Origin of the sequence: Komagataeibacter swingsii (assembly GCF_003207895.1) — a bacterium.
GTDB lineage: Bacteria > Pseudomonadota > Alphaproteobacteria > Acetobacterales > Acetobacteraceae > Komagataeibacter > Komagataeibacter swingsii.
Genome location: NZ_NKUB01000002.1, coordinates 72840 through 88400, shown reverse-complemented (window position 1 = coordinate 88400; position 15561 = coordinate 72840). Strand labels below are relative to the sequence as shown.

The following is a 15561-nucleotide window of genomic DNA, read 5'->3' as shown; positions in this document are numbered from 1 at the left end:
AATTGCCATTTTCCTTATATTCCGCGATTCCGGATAATATTCGGAAGTAATGGCATAAAGGCGCATGATCACATAACCGTGTTGGTGAGACCATGCAGCCCATGCCCCGTTAACTGCCGTAGAACCAGAAAACATGACCGGTTTTTCCCCCTGCAAGGAAACAGGCCGATGGTCCGTGCGGTTACCACCTTCTTTTCCCCGATCCGGCTGCTGTCCGTCACGGCCGAGATGTTTCCCTTCGTCAAGACCGGCGGCCTGGGTGACGTGGCGGGTTCGCTGCCCGCGGCCCTTGCCCCCTATGGCGTCATGGTCACGACGCTGCTGCCGGGATATCCCGCCGTCATGGCGGCGGCGCGCGAACGGCGGGTGGTGGCCCACATGGACAGCCTGCTGGGACATGCGGCCACGTTATGGTCCGCAACCGTCGCCGGGCTGGACCTGCTGATCCTTGACGCGCCCGACCTGTTCGACCGTCCGGGCAATCCCTATATGTGCCCCGACGGGCAGGACTGGCCTGATAACGGCATCCGTTTCGCGGTCCTGTCGCGCATGGCCGCCAATATTGCGCAGGGCCGCATAGACTGGTACCGCCCCGATATCGTGCAGGCGCATGACTGGCAGGCGGGGCTTGTGGCGGCCTATCTGCACCATGACGGGATCGCGATGGGGATGCCCCGCGTGCCGGTGGTCCAGACCATCCATAACCTTGCGTTCCAGGGGCGGTTTCCCGCCAGTTGCCTGGCGCGGTTCGGCCTGCCGCCCGAGGCGTTCTCGGTCGAGGGGTGCGAATGCTATGGCGCGATCAGCTTTCTCAAGGCCGGGCTGTATCATGCCGACCGCATCACCACCGTTTCCCCCAGCTACGCGCAGGAAATCCAGACACCCGAAGGCGGCATGGGGCTGGATGGCCTGCTGCGCCATCGCAGCGACAGGCTGGAAGGCATCCTGAACGGGATCAATACCGACATCTGGAACCCCGCCAGCGATCCGGCCGTCCATTTTCCCTACGTGGTGGGGGACATGACCGGGCGCGCGCCCAACAAGCGTGACCTGCAGGCGCAGTTCGGCCTGTGGGCGGACCCCAATGCCTTTGTGGTCGGCATTGTCAGCCGCCTGACCGCGCAGAAGGGTATCGACCTGCTGGCCGATGTCACGGATCGCCTGCTGGCGGGCAATACCCAGGTTGTCGTGGTGGGGGAAGGGGACCGGGACATCGAACGCGGCCTTGTCGCCCTGCACCGGCGGTACCCCGGACGGTTCGCATGCCATATCGGGTATAGCGAAGTACTGGGCCACCGTGTGCCCGCCGCCGTGGACGCGCTGCTTGTCCCCTCGCGCTTCGAACCCTGTGGGCTGACCCAGCTTGGCGCGCTGCGTTACGGGGCCGTGCCGATTGCATCGCGGGTGGGCGGCCTTGCCGATACCATAGTGGACGCCAACCCCGCAGCCCTGGCGCGCGGGGGGGCGACGGGGTTCCTGTTTGCGCCCGTGGATGGGGAGACGCTGGTCGCGGGCGTCAGCCGCGCGCGCGCGCTGTATCGCCGCAACCGTCCGGCCTGGCGCCAACTCCAGCACAATGGCGCGGGGTATGACGTGTCATGGAATGACAAGGCCGCGCATTACGTCATGCTGTTTGCCGAAGTGCTGGGCGTGGACCTGTCGGCGCCCGCAACGTCCAACGTGATCTGCCTGCCCGGCGGGGCGGATATGGGCACGCGCCTGCGTGAAGGCCGCAGACGCACGATCGCCCGGCGGCCGCCGCGCCTGTCCCGCCCGCTGGCCGCGCCGTAGCCCGCGCGGCCATATCTGTTCGACGGCGTTACTGCACCAAAGACAATAATGAAGGCCACGGCATGAGGATCAGGCACGATGCAGCCCACTATTCCCTTCCCGAAGGCGTTGATGACCTGGTGCATGGACGCAGCCCCGACCCGTTTTCCATCCTTGGCCGGCATAACATGGGCAAGGTCGATGTCATCCGTGTTTTATACCACGATGCGGCCCGTGTGCGGCTGGTGGTCGAACGCCCGCGCGCGGGCGCGATCGAACGGCCCATGCGGCGCATGGGGGAGGGCGGGCTGCACATCGGCACGATCCCCGCGGGCGCGCGCTATCACCTGAAAATCCAGTGGGCCGACGCGGTCGAGGAAACGGATGATCCCTACGCCTTCGGCCTGCTGGTGGCGGATGCGGACCTGCGCCTGTTTTCCGAGGGGCGGCATCCGCGCCTCGACCGTGTCATGGGTGCGCAGCCCATGGTGGTGGATACGACGGCGGGCGTACGCTTTGCCGTATGGGCGCCCAATGCGCGGCGGGTTTCGGTCATCGGGGATTTCAATTTCTGGGACGGCAGGCGCCACCCCATGCGGCTGCGCCACGGGGCGGGGGTATGGGAACTGTTCATCCCCGGCCTTGGCCCCGGTGAACGGTACAAATTCGAGATCATGACGCGCGAGGGCCATATCCTGCCGCAGAAGGCCGACCCCTTCGCCCGCTTTGCCGAACGCCCCCCCGCCACCGCCTCCGTCATCGCATCCCCCGCGCCCTTTGCGTGGCAGGACCACGACTGGATGGAACAGCGCGCGGGCAGGCAGCGCGAGGATGCGCCCCTTGCCATATACGAACTGCACGTGCCCTCATGGCGCAGGCCGCAGGGCGATCCCGACCGCATCATGACATGGCACGAACTGGCGGCGGAACTGATCCCTTATGTAATGGATGCGGGCTTTACGCATATTGAACTCATGCCCGTGATGGAATACCCGTTTGGCGGGTCGTGGGGGTACCAGCCGCTGGGGCTGTTCGCGCCATCCGCGCGCCACGGGACACCAGCGGATTTCGCGGCCTTTGTCGATGCCTGCCACATCGCGGGCATTGGCGTGATACTGGACTGGGTGCCCGCCCATTTTCCCAATGATGTCCATGGGCTGGTCAATTTTGACGGCTGCGCGCTGTATGAACACCAGGACCCGCGCGAGGGGGTGCACCGGGACTGGAACACCCATATCTACAACCTTGGCCGGCATGAGGTGCGCGGCTTCCTGATCGCCAGCGCGCTGATGTGGCTGGAACGCTTCCATATCGACGGCCTGCGCGTCGATGCGGTGGCGTCCATGCTGTACCGCGATTACAGCCGCCGGGATGGGGAATGGATACCCAACATCCATGGCGGGCGTGAAAACCTGGAGGCCGTGGCCTTCCTGCGGCAACTGAACCAGGCCGTGCGCGACGCCATGCCCGACGCCATTACGGTGGCCGAGGAATCAACCGCGTGGCCCGGCGTCACCCGGTCGGTGGAACAGGGCGGGCTGGGGTTTTCATATAAATGGAACATGGGCTGGATGCATGACAGCCTGCGCTTCTTTGCCCGTGACCCGTTATGGCGGGGCTATCACCTGCCGGAAATCCTGTTCGGGCTGCACTATGCCTTCAGCGAGCGGTTCATCCTGTGCCTGTCGCATGACGAGGTCACGCACGGCAAGGGATCGCTGCTGTCGCGCATGCCCGGCGACAACTGGCGGCGTCACGCCAACATGCGGCTGTTCCTGGCCTTCATGTGGGCGCATCCGGGCAAGAAGCTGGTTTTCATGGGCATGGAATTCGCCCAGGAGGGCGAATGGTCGCATGATGGCCAGCCGGAATGGCATATCCTGTCCGACCCGTTCAAGTCCGGCATGCTGCGGATCGTGACCGACCTCAACCATATGTACCGCGCGTTGCCAGCACTCCATGCGCGCGACTGCGACCCCACGGGCTTTGCGTGGGTCATTGGCGATGACACGGCCAATACGGTCCTTGCATGGCTGCGCCTTGCCCCCGGCCATGCGCCGGTGCTTGTCGTACTCAACATGACGCCGGTTGTGCGCCATGACTACCGCGTGGGCGTGCCGGTGGGCGGGCCGTGGCGTGAATGCCTCAATTCCGACGCCACCGAATATGGCGGCAGCGGGGTAGGCAACGGCGGCTACGCCATGGCGACGGATCACGCGGCCCACGGGCACCCGTGTTCGTGCGTCCTGACGCTGCCGCCATTGGCCGCCCTTTACCTTCATCCGGCGGGGGAGGGGCCATGATGCGCTTTCCGTCCGCGCTCCTGCCCGGAACGCCCACGCGCCTTGGCGCGCACTGGGATGGCATGGGGGTCAATTTCGCGGTGTTTTCCGCCAATGCGCAGCAGGTTGACCTGTGCCTGTTCGACCCGCGCGACCGGCGCGAGATCGCGCGCTTCCGCCTGCCCGAATATACCGACGAGGTCTGGCACGGCTACCTGCCGGATGCGGAACCGGGGCTGCTGTACGGCTTTCGCGCCTTCGGGCCGTATGACCCGGTCAACGGGCACCGCTTCAACCCGCACAAGCTGCTGATCGACCCGTACGCCCGTCGCCTGACCGGCCCGATTTCGTGGTCGGACATGCAGTTTGGCTACCGCCTGCATTCACCGCGCGCCGACCTGTCGTTCGACCGGCGCGACAGCGCGCCCTACATGCCGCGCTGCGTCGTGGTGAACGACGCTTATGAATGGGAAGACGATGTCCTGCCCCGCGTGCCATGGGACCGCACCGTCATCATGGAAGCCCACGTAAAGGGGCTGACCATGTGCCGGGAAATGGACCGCAATCCCCAGCCCGGCACGTTCCAGGCGCTTGGCGCGCCGGAAATGATCGCCCACCTGCACCGGCTGGGTGTGACCACCCTCGAACTGCTGCCCATCCAGTGTTTCGCCCCCGAACGCTACCTGCTGGAACGCGGGCTGACCAATTACTGGGGGTACAACACGCTGGCCTTTTTCGTGCCGCATGCGGGCTACCTTGCCAACGGTTCGCCGCATGAACTGCGCGCGGCGGTCCGCAGGCTGCACAAGGCGGGGATCGAGGTGGTGATGGACGTGGTCTACAACCACACCTGCGAAGGCAGCGAACTGGGGCCGACCCTGTGTTACCGGGGACTGGACAACGCCACCTATTACCGCCTTGTGCCGGGGAATGAACGCCACATGATAAACGATACCGGGTGTGGCAATACGCTCAACCTGTCACATCCGCGCGTGTTGCAGATGGTGCTGGATTCCCTGCGGTACTGGGCGAGTGAATTCCATATCGACGGCTTCCGCTTCGACCTGGCCCCGGTGCTGGGGCGCGAGCCATACGGCTTTGACCCCGGTTCGGGGTTTTTCGATGCGATCATACAGGATCCCGTCCTGTCGGGACGCAAGCTGATTGCCGAACCATGGGACCCGGGGCCGGGCGGGTACCAGTTTGGCAATTTCCCGCCCGGCTTTGCCGAATGGAATGACCGGTTCCGCGACACCACGCGCCGGTTCTGGCGGGGGGATGCGATGCAGCAGGGCGAAATGGCGGCGCGCATCGCAGGCTCGGGCGACCTGCTGGACAAGCGCGGGCGCAGGCCGTGGAGTTCGATCAACATCCTGACCACGCATGACGGTTTCACGCTGGAAGATGTGGTCAGCTACGCCGGGCGGCACAATGACGCCAACAGGGAAAACGGGCAGGACGGCCACGCCGAGAACTACAGCGCCAACTGGGGCGTGGAAGGGCCAAGCGATGATCCCGCCATCGTGGAACTGCGCGGGCGCGTGCAGCGCGCGATGATGGCGACGCTCATGCTGTCCCATGGCACGCCCATGCTGCTGGCGGGTGACGAGTTCAACCAGACGCAGGAAGGCAACAACAATGCCTACTGCCAGGACAACGACATAAGCTGGCTGGACTGGGACCGGGCGGAAACGCCGGCGGGGCAGGTCATGACCGGGTTCGTGGCCCGGCTTGCGGCGCTGCGCCGGGCGCATGCCTCGCTCCGGGCCGCGCGTTACATGCACGGCCGGCACCACCCGTTGCCCGACCTGCCCGATATCGGCTGGTTCCGCCGCGACGGCTCCCCCATGGGGCAGGAACAGTGGGGCGAGGAAGCCTTCCACCTGCTGGGCGTGCGGCGCGCCAGCATGGAAGGGGACAGCGTGGACATAACCTACATGCTGCTCAACCCCGGTGGCGACGACATCCGCGCCGTGCTGCCGGGGCCTGCGGGGCAGTGGGTGCTGCTGCTGGACACCACCCGGCCCGAACAGCCGGAAACGGCGCTGGATGACGCGGCGCACGATGTTGTCGTGCCCGCCCACGGCCTGGTGCTGCTGTCCGTCGTGCCGGATGCGGAGGACGCGGCATGAACCGGTATTTCCAGCACCCCCGGCATGCCGGGGCCACGGTGGTGGATGGCGGGCATACGCGTTTCCGCCTGTGGGCGCCGTCATGCGATACGGTCGCCGTGGAGGTGGAAGGCCATGCCCCGGCACCGATGTCGCGACGCAAGGGCGGATGGTACGAATGCGTCTTTCCCTGCGGTCCCGGCGCGCGCTACCGCTACCGTGTCGCCCCCGACCTTGCGGTGCCCGACCCGGCATCGTGCTACCAGCCCGATGACGTGCACGGGCCGAGCATGGTGGTCGATCCCGGCGCCTATGACTGGCAGTACCCGCGCTGGTCCGGGCGGCCGTGGCATGATGTGGTGATATATGAACTCCATGTCGGGCTTATGGGCGGATACGCAGGCGTGGTGCGTGACCTGCCCCGCATCGCGGCCCTTGGGGTGACCGCCATCGAACTCATGCCGCTGTCGGAAATACCGGGCGGACGGAACTGGGGGTACGACGGCGTGTTTCCCTATGCGCCGGAATCCGCCTATGGCCATCCCGATGGCCTCAAGGCGCTGGTTGATGCGGCGCACGGGCTTGGGCTTATGGTGTTCCTTGACGTGGTGTACAACCATTTCGGGCCGGACGGGAATTACCTGGCGTCCTATGCCGCGCCCTTTTTCCGCGCCGACCTGCCGACGCCATGGGGGGCGGCCATTGACTTCCGGCAGTCGGCCGTGCGCACGTTTTTTGAAGACAACGCGCTGTACTGGCTGATGGAATTCCGTTTTGACGGATTGCGGCTGGACGCGGTGCAGGCCATTGCCGAACGCGACTGGTTGCGCGACCTGCCCGCGCGCGTCCGCACGCGCACCGAACCGGGGCGGCATGTCCACCTGATCGTGGAAAACGAGAATAATGACGCGGGCCTGCTGCGCGCGGGCTATCGCGCCCAGTGGAATGATGACGCCCATAACGCCCTGCACGTGATGCTGACGGGGGAGGGCGAGGGCTATTACGCCAATTTCACCCCCGACCCCACAGCCGCCCTGGCGCGCGTGCTGGCGGAAGGCTTCGCCTTCCAGGGGGAAATCTCGCCCGTTACCGACAGGCCGCGTGGCAGCCCCAGTGGCGACCTGCCATCCGAGCGCTTCATCATCTTCCTGCAGAACCATGACCAGATCGGCAACCGGGCGCTGGGCGAACGGCTGAATGTCCTTGCCCCCGAACCGGCGCTGCGCGCGGCCTACGGGCTTGTGCTGCTGTGCCCGCAGATCCCGATGCTGTTCATGGGGGAGGAATGGGGATCGCGCCAGCCCTTCCTGTTCTTCACCAGCCATACGCCCGGTCTGGGCCGGATCGTGCGCGACGGGCGGCGCAGGGAATTCGCGGCGTTTTCACATTTTGCATCAGAAAAGACGCGCGACACCATTCCCGACCCCAACGCGCCGGAAACCTTCGCCGCCTCCCGCCTGCATGACGCGGAACGCATGGCGCCGGACCATGCGGCGTGGACGGCCTTCATCCATCACCTGCTGGCGCTGCGCCATCGCTGGATCATGCCCCGCCTGTCCGGCGCCCATGCCATAGGGGCGGAGGTGATCGGGCCAAGGGCGGTGGTGGCGCGGTGGCGCATGGGGGACGGGGCGGTGCTGGGCATCGCGCTCAATCTGGGGGATGCGCCGCTCGCCATGCCCGATGCGCCGCGGGGCCGGCCCCTGTATATCCTGCCCATGGCGGAAACCGACGGGATTTCAGGCGTTCTGCCTGCCTGTTCCGTCATGGTCCGCCTTGCCGAGGTGCCCGATGAATAACCGCGACCTTGTCGATCGCGCCCGCCATGCCGGGCTGAGCATGCGCTGGCGCGACGCGGCGGGGCAGATCCACCGCGTTTCCAACGAAAGCGTGCGCCGCCTGCTGGCCGTGCTGGAGGGGCATGGCGCGCCCGCCGGCGCGGGCCTGCCGCCCATGGTGGTGACGGTGGTGGGGCAGGTCACCCCGCTGGCCCTGCCCGAAAATACGCAGGCGGCCGGTTTCCGTCTCGAGATGGAAACCGGCGCGGTGGTGGAGGGGCCATTGCGCCGCATACGCGGGCGGCCCGCGCTGCCACCGCTGCGGCAGTGCGGGTACCATCGCCTGTCCATCGGCCCGTATGCCACGACCCTTGCGGTGGCCCCGCCGTCCTGCCCCACCATTGGCACGCGGATGGAGGGGGCGGGGCCAGACCGGCCATGGGGGCTGGGCGCGCAGGTCTACGGCCTGCGCACGCCCGGCGATGGCGGCATGGGACACCTTGGCGCGGTGGCGACGCTTGCACGCCTTGCGGCGGCACGGGGGGCGGACGCGCTGGCCATAAGCCCGGTCCATGCCATGTTTGCCGCGCGCGTGGGGCAGTACAGCCCGTATTCGCCATCCACGCGCCTGTTCCTCAATGTCCTGCTGGCGGACCCGCTGGCGGTATTCGATACCGCGACGGTGCAGGCGGCGGGATTGCGGAATGGCAGGGCCTATGTCGATGCCGTCAGGACGCTGGAGGATGCGCCCCTGGTCGACTGGCCGCAGGCCGCCACCCGGCGCTATGAGCTGCTGCGACGGCTTTATGACGAACGGATCGCGCCAAATCCGCCTGCCGACCTTGCGCAATTCCACCAGGCGCGTGGCCCGGCATTGCAGCAGCACGCCGTTTTTGAAACCCTGCATGCCTATTTCACCACCCGTGGCGGGCGCGGTGGGGACTGGCGGCAGTGGCCGATTGCGATGCGTCACCCCGACAGCCCGGAGGTCGCGCGTTTCGCCTATGAATTCGCCCATGACGTCGGCTTCCATGTGTTCATGCAATGGCTGGCCGCCAGAAGCCTGGAACAGGCATGCGGGGCCGCGCGCGCGGCAGGCATGCGCATTGGCCTGGTGGCCGACATGGCGGTGGGCGTTGACCCGACCGGCAGCGAATGCTGGGCGCGGCAGCAGGAGTTCCTGGTGGGCGCGTCCATCGGCGCGCCGCCCGATGCGCTCAGCCCGGTGGGGCAGGACTGGGGGCTGACCACCTTTTCCCCCGCCGGGCTGCTGGCGGGGGGCTACCGCGCCTTTATCGAAACGGTGCGCGCGGGGCTGGCCCACGGGGGGGGCTTGCGCATCGACCACGTCATGGGGCTGGAGCGGCTGTGGGTCATACCGCAGGGGGGCACATCGGCCGAGGGGGCGTACCTGTCCTTTCCCGTGCGTGACCTCATGCGGCTTGTGGCGCTGGAGGCGACGCGCGCCAATGCCATCGTGATTGGCGAGGACCTGGGCACGGTCACCACCGCCTTTCGCACGATGGCGCAGAAACACGGGATCATGGGCATGAACGTGCTGTTTTTCGAACGCACGCCACAGGGGGCGTTCCGGCCGCCGGGCGCGTGGTCGGCCAGCGCGGCCGCCATGACCACCACGCACGACCTGCCCACCGTTGCGGGCTGGTGGCAGGGGACCGACATCGACTGGCGCGTGAAACTGGGCCAGGTGGCCCCGGGCGTGGATGGCGTCACCCTGAATGACGAGCGCGAGAACGACCGCGCCGCGCTATGGGCGGCGATGATGGCGCACCGTGGCGCGCCGCCACCAGGCCCGGCCGCGCGCAGGACGCCGCCCGTGGAAAAACCCCCCGCCACCGCCGCCGGCGCCGTAAAGGTGGTGGACGAAGCCATAGGGTTCGTCGCCCGCGCGGCATGCCCGCTGGCGATCATCGCGATGGAGGACCTGCTGGGCCTGAATGAGCAGCCCAACCTGCCCGGCACCACCACCGGGCACCCCAACTGGCGCCGGCGCTATCCGGGCATGACCGCGACCCTGCTGTCGGGCGTGGATGCGCGCCGCCGTTTCGGGCGGCTGCGGGCGGGACGGTCGTCATGAACAGCAGCCACGGCGCGCCGTCGGTGCGGGCGACGTACCGCCTGCAGTTCCGGGGCGGCATGACGCTGGATGGGGCGACGGCGCTGGTGCCGCAGCTTGCGCGGCTGGGCGTGAGCCATCTTTATGCCTCGCCGCTGCTGGCCGCATGTCCCGGCTCCACGCATGGCTATGACACGGTCAGCCATGACCGGATTGATCCCGTACTGGGGGACGAGACGGCGCTGGCGCGGCTGGCCGCGCGGCTGCATGCCCATGGCATGGGGCTGATTGTCGATATCGTGCCCAACCACATGGCGGCGGACGCACACAACCCATGGTGGATGGATGTGCTGACATGGGGGCGGGCATCGCCGCATGCCAACTGGTTCGACATCGACTGGGACGCGCCGGACCCTGACATACGCGGGCGTGTCATGCTGCCCTTCCTTGACCGGCCGTTTGATGACGCGCTGGCGGCAGGCATGCTGGCGTTGCGCCATGATGGTGACAGCGGGCTGTTTTTCATCCGTCACCATGACCACCGCTTTCCGTTGCGCCCCACCGGGTATGCATCCCTTCTGGCGGATGTCGATGCGCCGGGGGACCTGCTGGCCGCCTTTACCACCGTGGCCATGCGCGCAGGCCCGGGGCGGGAGTCCGAGGCGGCGCTGCACAGGCTGCGGCAATGGGGGGCAACCGACGCGGGCAGGGTGGGCATGGCCCGTATCGCCATGCTGCATGACGGCGCCAGCCTGTCGGGCCGCGCGCGCCTGGCGGACGTGCTAGCGGGACAGGCATGGCGGCTGGCCGGGTGGCGCGATGGGGCGTCGCGCCTGAACTGGCGACGGTTTTTTGATATTACCGGCCTTGTCAGCCTGTGTGTCGAACGTGAGGAGGTATTCGACGCCGTGCATGGCTATGTTCTTTCCCTGTACCGGCGCGGGCTGGTGGATGGCCTGCGCGTGGACCACATTGATGGCCTGTCCGTCCCCGCGATCTATTGCCAGCGCCTGCGCGCCCGGCTGGATCGCCTGACGCCCGACCGGCCGGAGGACGCATTGCCCGGCGGGGCGGTCTATGTTGAAAAGATCCTGGTCGCGGGGGAATGCCTTCCCGCCGCATGGCCGGTTGATGGCACCACCGGCTATGACTTCATGGACCAGGTATCAGCCGTGCTGCATGACGCCCATGGGGCCGGGGTGCTGGACCGGCTATGGGCCGGGTGCGGTCCCGACGCCAGCCCCCTTGGCCCGATCGTGCGGGCGGCGCGCGCCTATCTGCTTGAACATGTCTTTTGCGCGGAATCCAGCCATCTGGCCACCCTGTTGCGCCACTGCCTGCCAGACGGGGACGGGTCATGGGCGGCACAGGACCTGCGGCCCGTTCTGGAATGCCTTTTGCTGCAATTTCGTCCCTACCGCACCTATTTTGGTGATGAGGCCGTGCAGGACCATGCGGCTGACCACCTGGTGCTGGATGCGGCAGGGAGGGCGGCATGTCAGGTTACAACCGGGGCGCAGGCGATGGTGATGGAGGACATCACGGCCCTGCTGTCGGCCTGTCCCGAACAGGCGCCGCCCCCTGTCGTGCGCCGGGCGCAACAGGCGTTTGAGCACCTGACCGCGCCACTGGCCGCCAAGTCGCTGGAGGATACGGCATTCTACCGTTACGGCCGCCTGCTGTCGCGCAACGAGGTGGGATCGGACCCTGCCCTATTGGGCCTGCCGGTTGCGGCCTTCCATGCCTGCTGCCTGTCGCGTCGGGAACGGTTTCCCCATGCATTGCTGGCGACCGCGACCCATGACCACAAGCGCGGCGAGGATGCCCGCGCCCGCCTTGCGGTGCTGAGCGCCATGCCCGTGGAATGGGAACGGCAGGTACAGGACTGGTTCGCCCATAACCACGCGGCAGGCCGGGGAGGGCCTGACCGCGTTGACGAGGTCATGCTGTACCAGACACTGGTGGGGGCATGGCCGCTGGAACCGTTTGCGAATGATGCCGAACGGCTGCATTTCCGCAGGCGCATCCGGCAATGGCAGGTCAAGGCCCTGCGGGAAGCCAAGCGCCACACCGGCTGGACCCGTCCCGATACGGCGTATGAGGACGCCTGCGCCGGTTTTGTGGACCGCCTGCTTGATCCTGTGGTCTCCGCAGCCTTCCTGCGGCAGATGGCGGGGTTTGTGGACCACATTGCCCCGGCGGGCGCGGTGAACGGCCTTGCGCAGACGTTGCTGCGCCTGACCGCGCCGGGGGTGCCGGACCTGTACCAGGGGTGTGAGTTGTGGGATTTCAGCCTTGTCGATCCCGATAACCGCGCGCCGGTCAATTTCGATTACCGTGCCGGGCTGCTGGAACACGACACCAGCTTTGCCGCGGCCGCAGCCGACTGGCGCACGGGGCGGGTCAAGCAGGACATGATCCGCCGCATCCTGGCGTTCCGCCAGAATTATCCCGACCTGTTCACTTTCGGCACCTATGAGCCGGTGGAAACCACGGGGCGGGACCGCGCCCACGGCATTGCCTTCCTGCGGCGGCATGGGGGGACCAGCCTGCTGGTCGTCGCCCCCCGCCTGCCGCACGCATTGGGGGTGGGGGCGGCGAACCTGGCGGCCGGGCGCGATATCGACCTCGGGCTTGAACTGCCGCGCCTGCGCGGGCCATGGCACAGCCTGCTGGGGGACATGCCATGGCAGGTGACGCATCCGTTCACGCGCGGGCAGGTGCCGCTGGCCTGCCTTGTTCACCATGCGGTGGGGGAATAGGGCGGGGGCCTGTTCCGTTCCGGGTGGATCTTGCGTCCAGTCAGGAATTTTGTATCCTGCTTCGTTTCATATGCCTGTGTGATGGCATGGGCGCGGACAGATACAAAAGGCTGGAACTTGACCGGTTTTGACGACAACCAGAAAATCAGGCGTCCCGGCCTGAAACGCAGGGACCTGTTTGCCGGTTCCCTGGCTTTTGGCACCCTTGGCGCGCGCGGCATGTGGCATTCCGTGCCGGCCGCCGCCGCCGCCCTGCAGCGCACCGCCGCCAGCGGCACCGTGCCCCGTCTGGTACCCATGCGCGCCCATGCCGACCAGATTACCGATATCAAGGTCTGCCTGCGCCCGTTCCGCCCCGCCGGTCCCCGGCTGGATGTCGAGCGCGTGGGCGACAAGGTGGTCATCCATAACTATGGCCATGGCGGTAGCGGGTGGTCCCTGTCATGGGGATCGGCCGATATCGCGGTGGGCAAGGCGGCGTCGCTGTCGCCCCGGCGGATTGCGGTGGTGGGCTGTGGCGTGATCGGCCTGACATCGGCCCTGAGCGCGCAGCGCGCGGGCTTTGATGTCACCATCTATACCCGCGACATGCTGCCCCATACCCGGTCGGTCCGGGCCAATGGCAGCTGGACGCCGGATTCACGCATCGCGCTGACCGCCCCCGCCGGGCCGCAGTTTGCCGAGGTGTGGGAACAGATGGCCCGCTATTCATGGAAAACCTATCGCGACTACCTTGGGCTGCCGGGCAACCCGATTGATTTCCGTGACGACTACACGCTGTCGGATACGCCATTTGACCAGGTCCCCGAACCCGCGGGCCGGACCGGGCCGGGGGATTACGCATCGACCGGGATGCCGCGCGCGACCAGCGAATTCGCGACCTATGGCGACCGGATCAGGGATATCATTCCAGCACCCGAACTGCTGGCCAGCCAGGATAATCCCTTTCCCGTGGCCTACGCGCAGCGCGCGCCGATGATGATGTTCAATTTCGGGGCGTACGGGCACCTGCTGCTGTCGGAATTCCATCAGGCGGGCGGCAAGATCGTGATCCGTGAATTCCATACCCCCGCTGACATGAAATCCATCGCGGAACCCGTCATCATCAACTGTCCCGGCTATGCCGCGCGGGACCTGTGGGGGGACAGGACCCTTATTCCCGTGCGTGGGCAGACGGCGTGGCTGCCGCCGCAGCCGGATGTGACATATGGGGTGGAGTACAGGGGGGCGTCCGCCCTGTCCAAAAGCGACGGGCTGATGATCCAGGCCGTTGACCTGAACGATGTGGGCGAAATGGAAGGGGTCGGCAACAGCTTCGAACATGTCGACCGCGCCGAAGCTGAAAAGGCGATTGCGGTGTTTGAAAACCTGTTTGCACGCTTTCCCGCGGGGCGCGGCTGATGCGCGGGCGGGGCCATGCCGGTCGCGCGGGCCTTGGGGCGGGGCTTCTGCTGGCGCTGGCGCATATGGGCGCGCCCACGGCCAGTGCGGCGCAGGCGCGGAGTGTATCCTATTACACTACCGAACAGGCCCAGCGAGGGGCGACGGCATACCAGCAGTTCTGCGCCGTCTGCCATGGCGCCAGTCTTGCAGGGGCATTTGACGTGCCGCCGCTGAAGGGGCGGTTTGTCACCAACTGGTCCGGCACGACGCTGGACCACCTGTTTGACTATATTTCCAAAGCCATGCCGCTGTTTTCCCCCGGTGCGCTGACACCGGCGCAGAATGCCGACCTGGTGGCCTTCATACTGCGTGAAAACGGCGTCCCTGCGGGCCGGGTGGAACTGCCCGCCACGGATGCCGCGCTGAAAACCATGGCCTTTCCCTCCATTTCCGCTGACAGGATAAAATGATGCGCGCATCCCGCCCCACCGGCAGGATGCGCGTTGCGGGATGACGGAGGGCCATCCTTCTTTCCCGGCTGCCGCCTGCCACGGATCACAGTGTGGGGAGAAGGAACAATATTTCTGAACTTATGCTAATATCTGGCGTTGGGTGCATGTGGCGGGCTGCCGCAAGCATCCCCGCATACCTCGTGACAGTTCCAGTACCCACCATGCAGATGCAGGGAGATGGACATGACGAAGTCAGATATGACCGTGAGTAACCAGGAACTTGAGATGCGGGCGATCAGCCTGTGGAACAAGCAGCATCCCGACCGGCCATGGCGGCGGCTGAGCAACCTGCACCGCTATCGCCGGACCACGCATGCGCTGCAGGGTATTCCGGCCTTTCCGGAGGAACAGGCGCAGTTCCGGTTTCTCGCATCCCACGGCATGGGCCTTTCACAGGGCCGGAACTGCATGTAACCGGATGGCGGGCGGTGGCGCCCGCATGCGCCCGGCCCGCCGTTCCGGGTTGACGGGAGGGGTGGGTGCGCTTGCGCGCCCGCCCTGTCGCCGCGTGGCCAGAAGGGATGATCAGCAGGACGGGTCAGTGCAGGGCGGATGGGCTGCGCAGGGTCTGGTGGCTGGTGGACATGCCGGGCTGGTCCGGGCTTGTGTTGCCAGCGGGCTGTTTTGTCAGGGGCCTGTCGGGCTGCTGCTGCCGGGCCGGGTCGGCCTTTTCCGGTAGGGGAGCCGCCGCGCGGGAATAAGGCCGGGCACGCGCGATGGAGGAGGGGGAATTGCCCCCCGGCTGGCTTACGTTCCGGTCCTGTGGGTGCTGCTGCGCCATGGCGCACGGGGCGGTGGCCAGCGGCAGGCACAGCATGAGTATCGCAGGAAAATATCGCATCGCGTCATATCCCTGAAGATATCGGGATGGGAAGGCGCAAAATCG

The 15561-nt window shown here is 66.7% G+C and carries 10 protein-coding genes; 9 read left to right on the top strand and 1 reads right to left on the bottom strand.

The window, feature by feature from the left end; genetic code table 11:
- Nucleotides 1–168: 168 nt before the first annotated feature.
- The 9 genes from glgA (at nucleotide 169) to CFR76_RS02150 (ending at nucleotide 15089) form a co-directional block, all read left to right on the top strand.
- A complete protein-coding gene (glgA, locus tag CFR76_RS02190) occupies nucleotides 169–1791 on the top strand; it encodes a glycogen synthase GlgA (protein WP_110555616.1) in 1623 nt (540 codons plus the stop codon).
- 62 nt (nucleotides 1792–1853) lie between these two features.
- The gene (glgB, locus tag CFR76_RS02185; RefSeq protein WP_110555615.1) at nucleotides 1854–4073 is read left to right on the top strand and encodes a 1,4-alpha-glucan branching protein GlgB; all 2220 of its coding nucleotides are present in this window, start codon (nucleotides 1854–1856) and stop codon (nucleotides 4071–4073) included.
- Nucleotides 4070–6184 carry a glycogen debranching protein GlgX gene (gene glgX, locus CFR76_RS02180; protein WP_110555614.1) on the top strand — a complete coding sequence of 705 codons (2115 nt, stop codon included), beginning with the start codon at nucleotides 4070–4072 and terminating at the stop codon, nucleotides 6182–6184. Before glgB ends, glgX begins: the two co-directional genes overlap by 4 nt.
- A complete protein-coding gene (treZ, locus tag CFR76_RS02175) occupies nucleotides 6181–7962 on the top strand; it encodes a malto-oligosyltrehalose trehalohydrolase (RefSeq protein WP_110555613.1) in 1782 nt (593 codons plus the stop codon). Before glgX ends, treZ begins: the two co-directional genes overlap by 4 nt.
- Entirely contained in the window at nucleotides 7955–10039 is a 2085-nt protein-coding gene (malQ, locus tag CFR76_RS02170; RefSeq protein WP_110555612.1) for a 4-alpha-glucanotransferase, read from the top strand. The genes treZ and malQ overlap by 8 nt, the downstream gene beginning before the upstream one ends.
- Nucleotides 10036–12780: a malto-oligosyltrehalose synthase gene (gene treY / locus CFR76_RS02165; protein WP_110555611.1), complete on the top strand. Its 2745-nt coding sequence runs from the start codon at nucleotides 10036–10038 to the stop codon at nucleotides 12778–12780. The genes malQ and treY overlap by 4 nt, the downstream gene beginning before the upstream one ends.
- A 159-nt stretch (nucleotides 12781–12939) precedes the next feature.
- Nucleotides 12940–14181: an FAD-dependent oxidoreductase gene (locus CFR76_RS02160; protein ID WP_208623920.1), complete on the top strand. Its 1242-nt coding sequence runs from the start codon at nucleotides 12940–12942 to the stop codon at nucleotides 14179–14181.
- Nucleotides 14181–14633, top strand: coding sequence for a c-type cytochrome (locus CFR76_RS02155; protein ID WP_110555609.1), 453 nt, complete (start codon nucleotides 14181–14183; stop codon nucleotides 14631–14633). Before CFR76_RS02160 ends, CFR76_RS02155 begins: the two co-directional genes overlap by 1 nt.
- Nucleotides 14634–14858: 225 nt before the next feature.
- Entirely contained in the window at nucleotides 14859–15089 is a 231-nt protein-coding gene (locus tag CFR76_RS02150; protein ID WP_244191731.1) for a hypothetical protein, read from the top strand.
- Between the two features lie 124 nt (nucleotides 15090–15213).
- Here CFR76_RS02150 and CFR76_RS02145 read toward each other — a convergent pair whose 3' ends face one another.
- Nucleotides 15214–15516 carry a hypothetical protein gene (locus CFR76_RS02145; protein ID WP_244191730.1) on the bottom strand — a complete coding sequence of 101 codons (303 nt, stop codon included), beginning with the start codon at nucleotides 15514–15516 and terminating at the stop codon, nucleotides 15214–15216.
- Nucleotides 15517–15561: the final 45 nt, after the last annotated feature.

What these genes read in the sequence shown, in the direction of transcription:
- glgA (WP_110555616.1), top strand. Translation starts at nt 169, where the DNA reads ATGGTCCGTGCGGTTACCACCTTCTTTTCCCCGATCCGGCTGCTGTCC.
- glgB (WP_110555615.1), top strand. Translation starts at nt 1,854, where the DNA reads ATGAGGATCAGGCACGATGCAGCCCACTATTCCCTTCCCGAAGGCGTT.
- glgX (WP_110555614.1), top strand. Translation starts at nt 4,070, where the DNA reads ATGATGCGCTTTCCGTCCGCGCTCCTGCCCGGAACGCCCACGCGCCTT.
- treZ (WP_110555613.1), top strand. Translation starts at nt 6,181, where the DNA reads ATGAACCGGTATTTCCAGCACCCCCGGCATGCCGGGGCCACGGTGGTG.
- malQ (WP_110555612.1), top strand. Translation starts at nt 7,955, where the DNA reads ATGAATAACCGCGACCTTGTCGATCGCGCCCGCCATGCCGGGCTGAGC.
- treY (WP_110555611.1), top strand. Translation starts at nt 10,036, where the DNA reads ATGAACAGCAGCCACGGCGCGCCGTCGGTGCGGGCGACGTACCGCCTG.
- CFR76_RS02155 (WP_110555609.1), top strand. Translation starts at nt 14,181, where the DNA reads ATGCGCGGGCGGGGCCATGCCGGTCGCGCGGGCCTTGGGGCGGGGCTT.
- CFR76_RS02150 (WP_244191731.1), top strand. Translation starts at nt 14,859, where the DNA reads ATGACGAAGTCAGATATGACCGTGAGTAACCAGGAACTTGAGATGCGG.
- CFR76_RS02145 (WP_244191730.1), bottom strand. Translation starts at nt 15,516, where the DNA reads ATGCGATATTTTCCTGCGATACTCATGCTGTGCCTGCCGCTGGCCACC.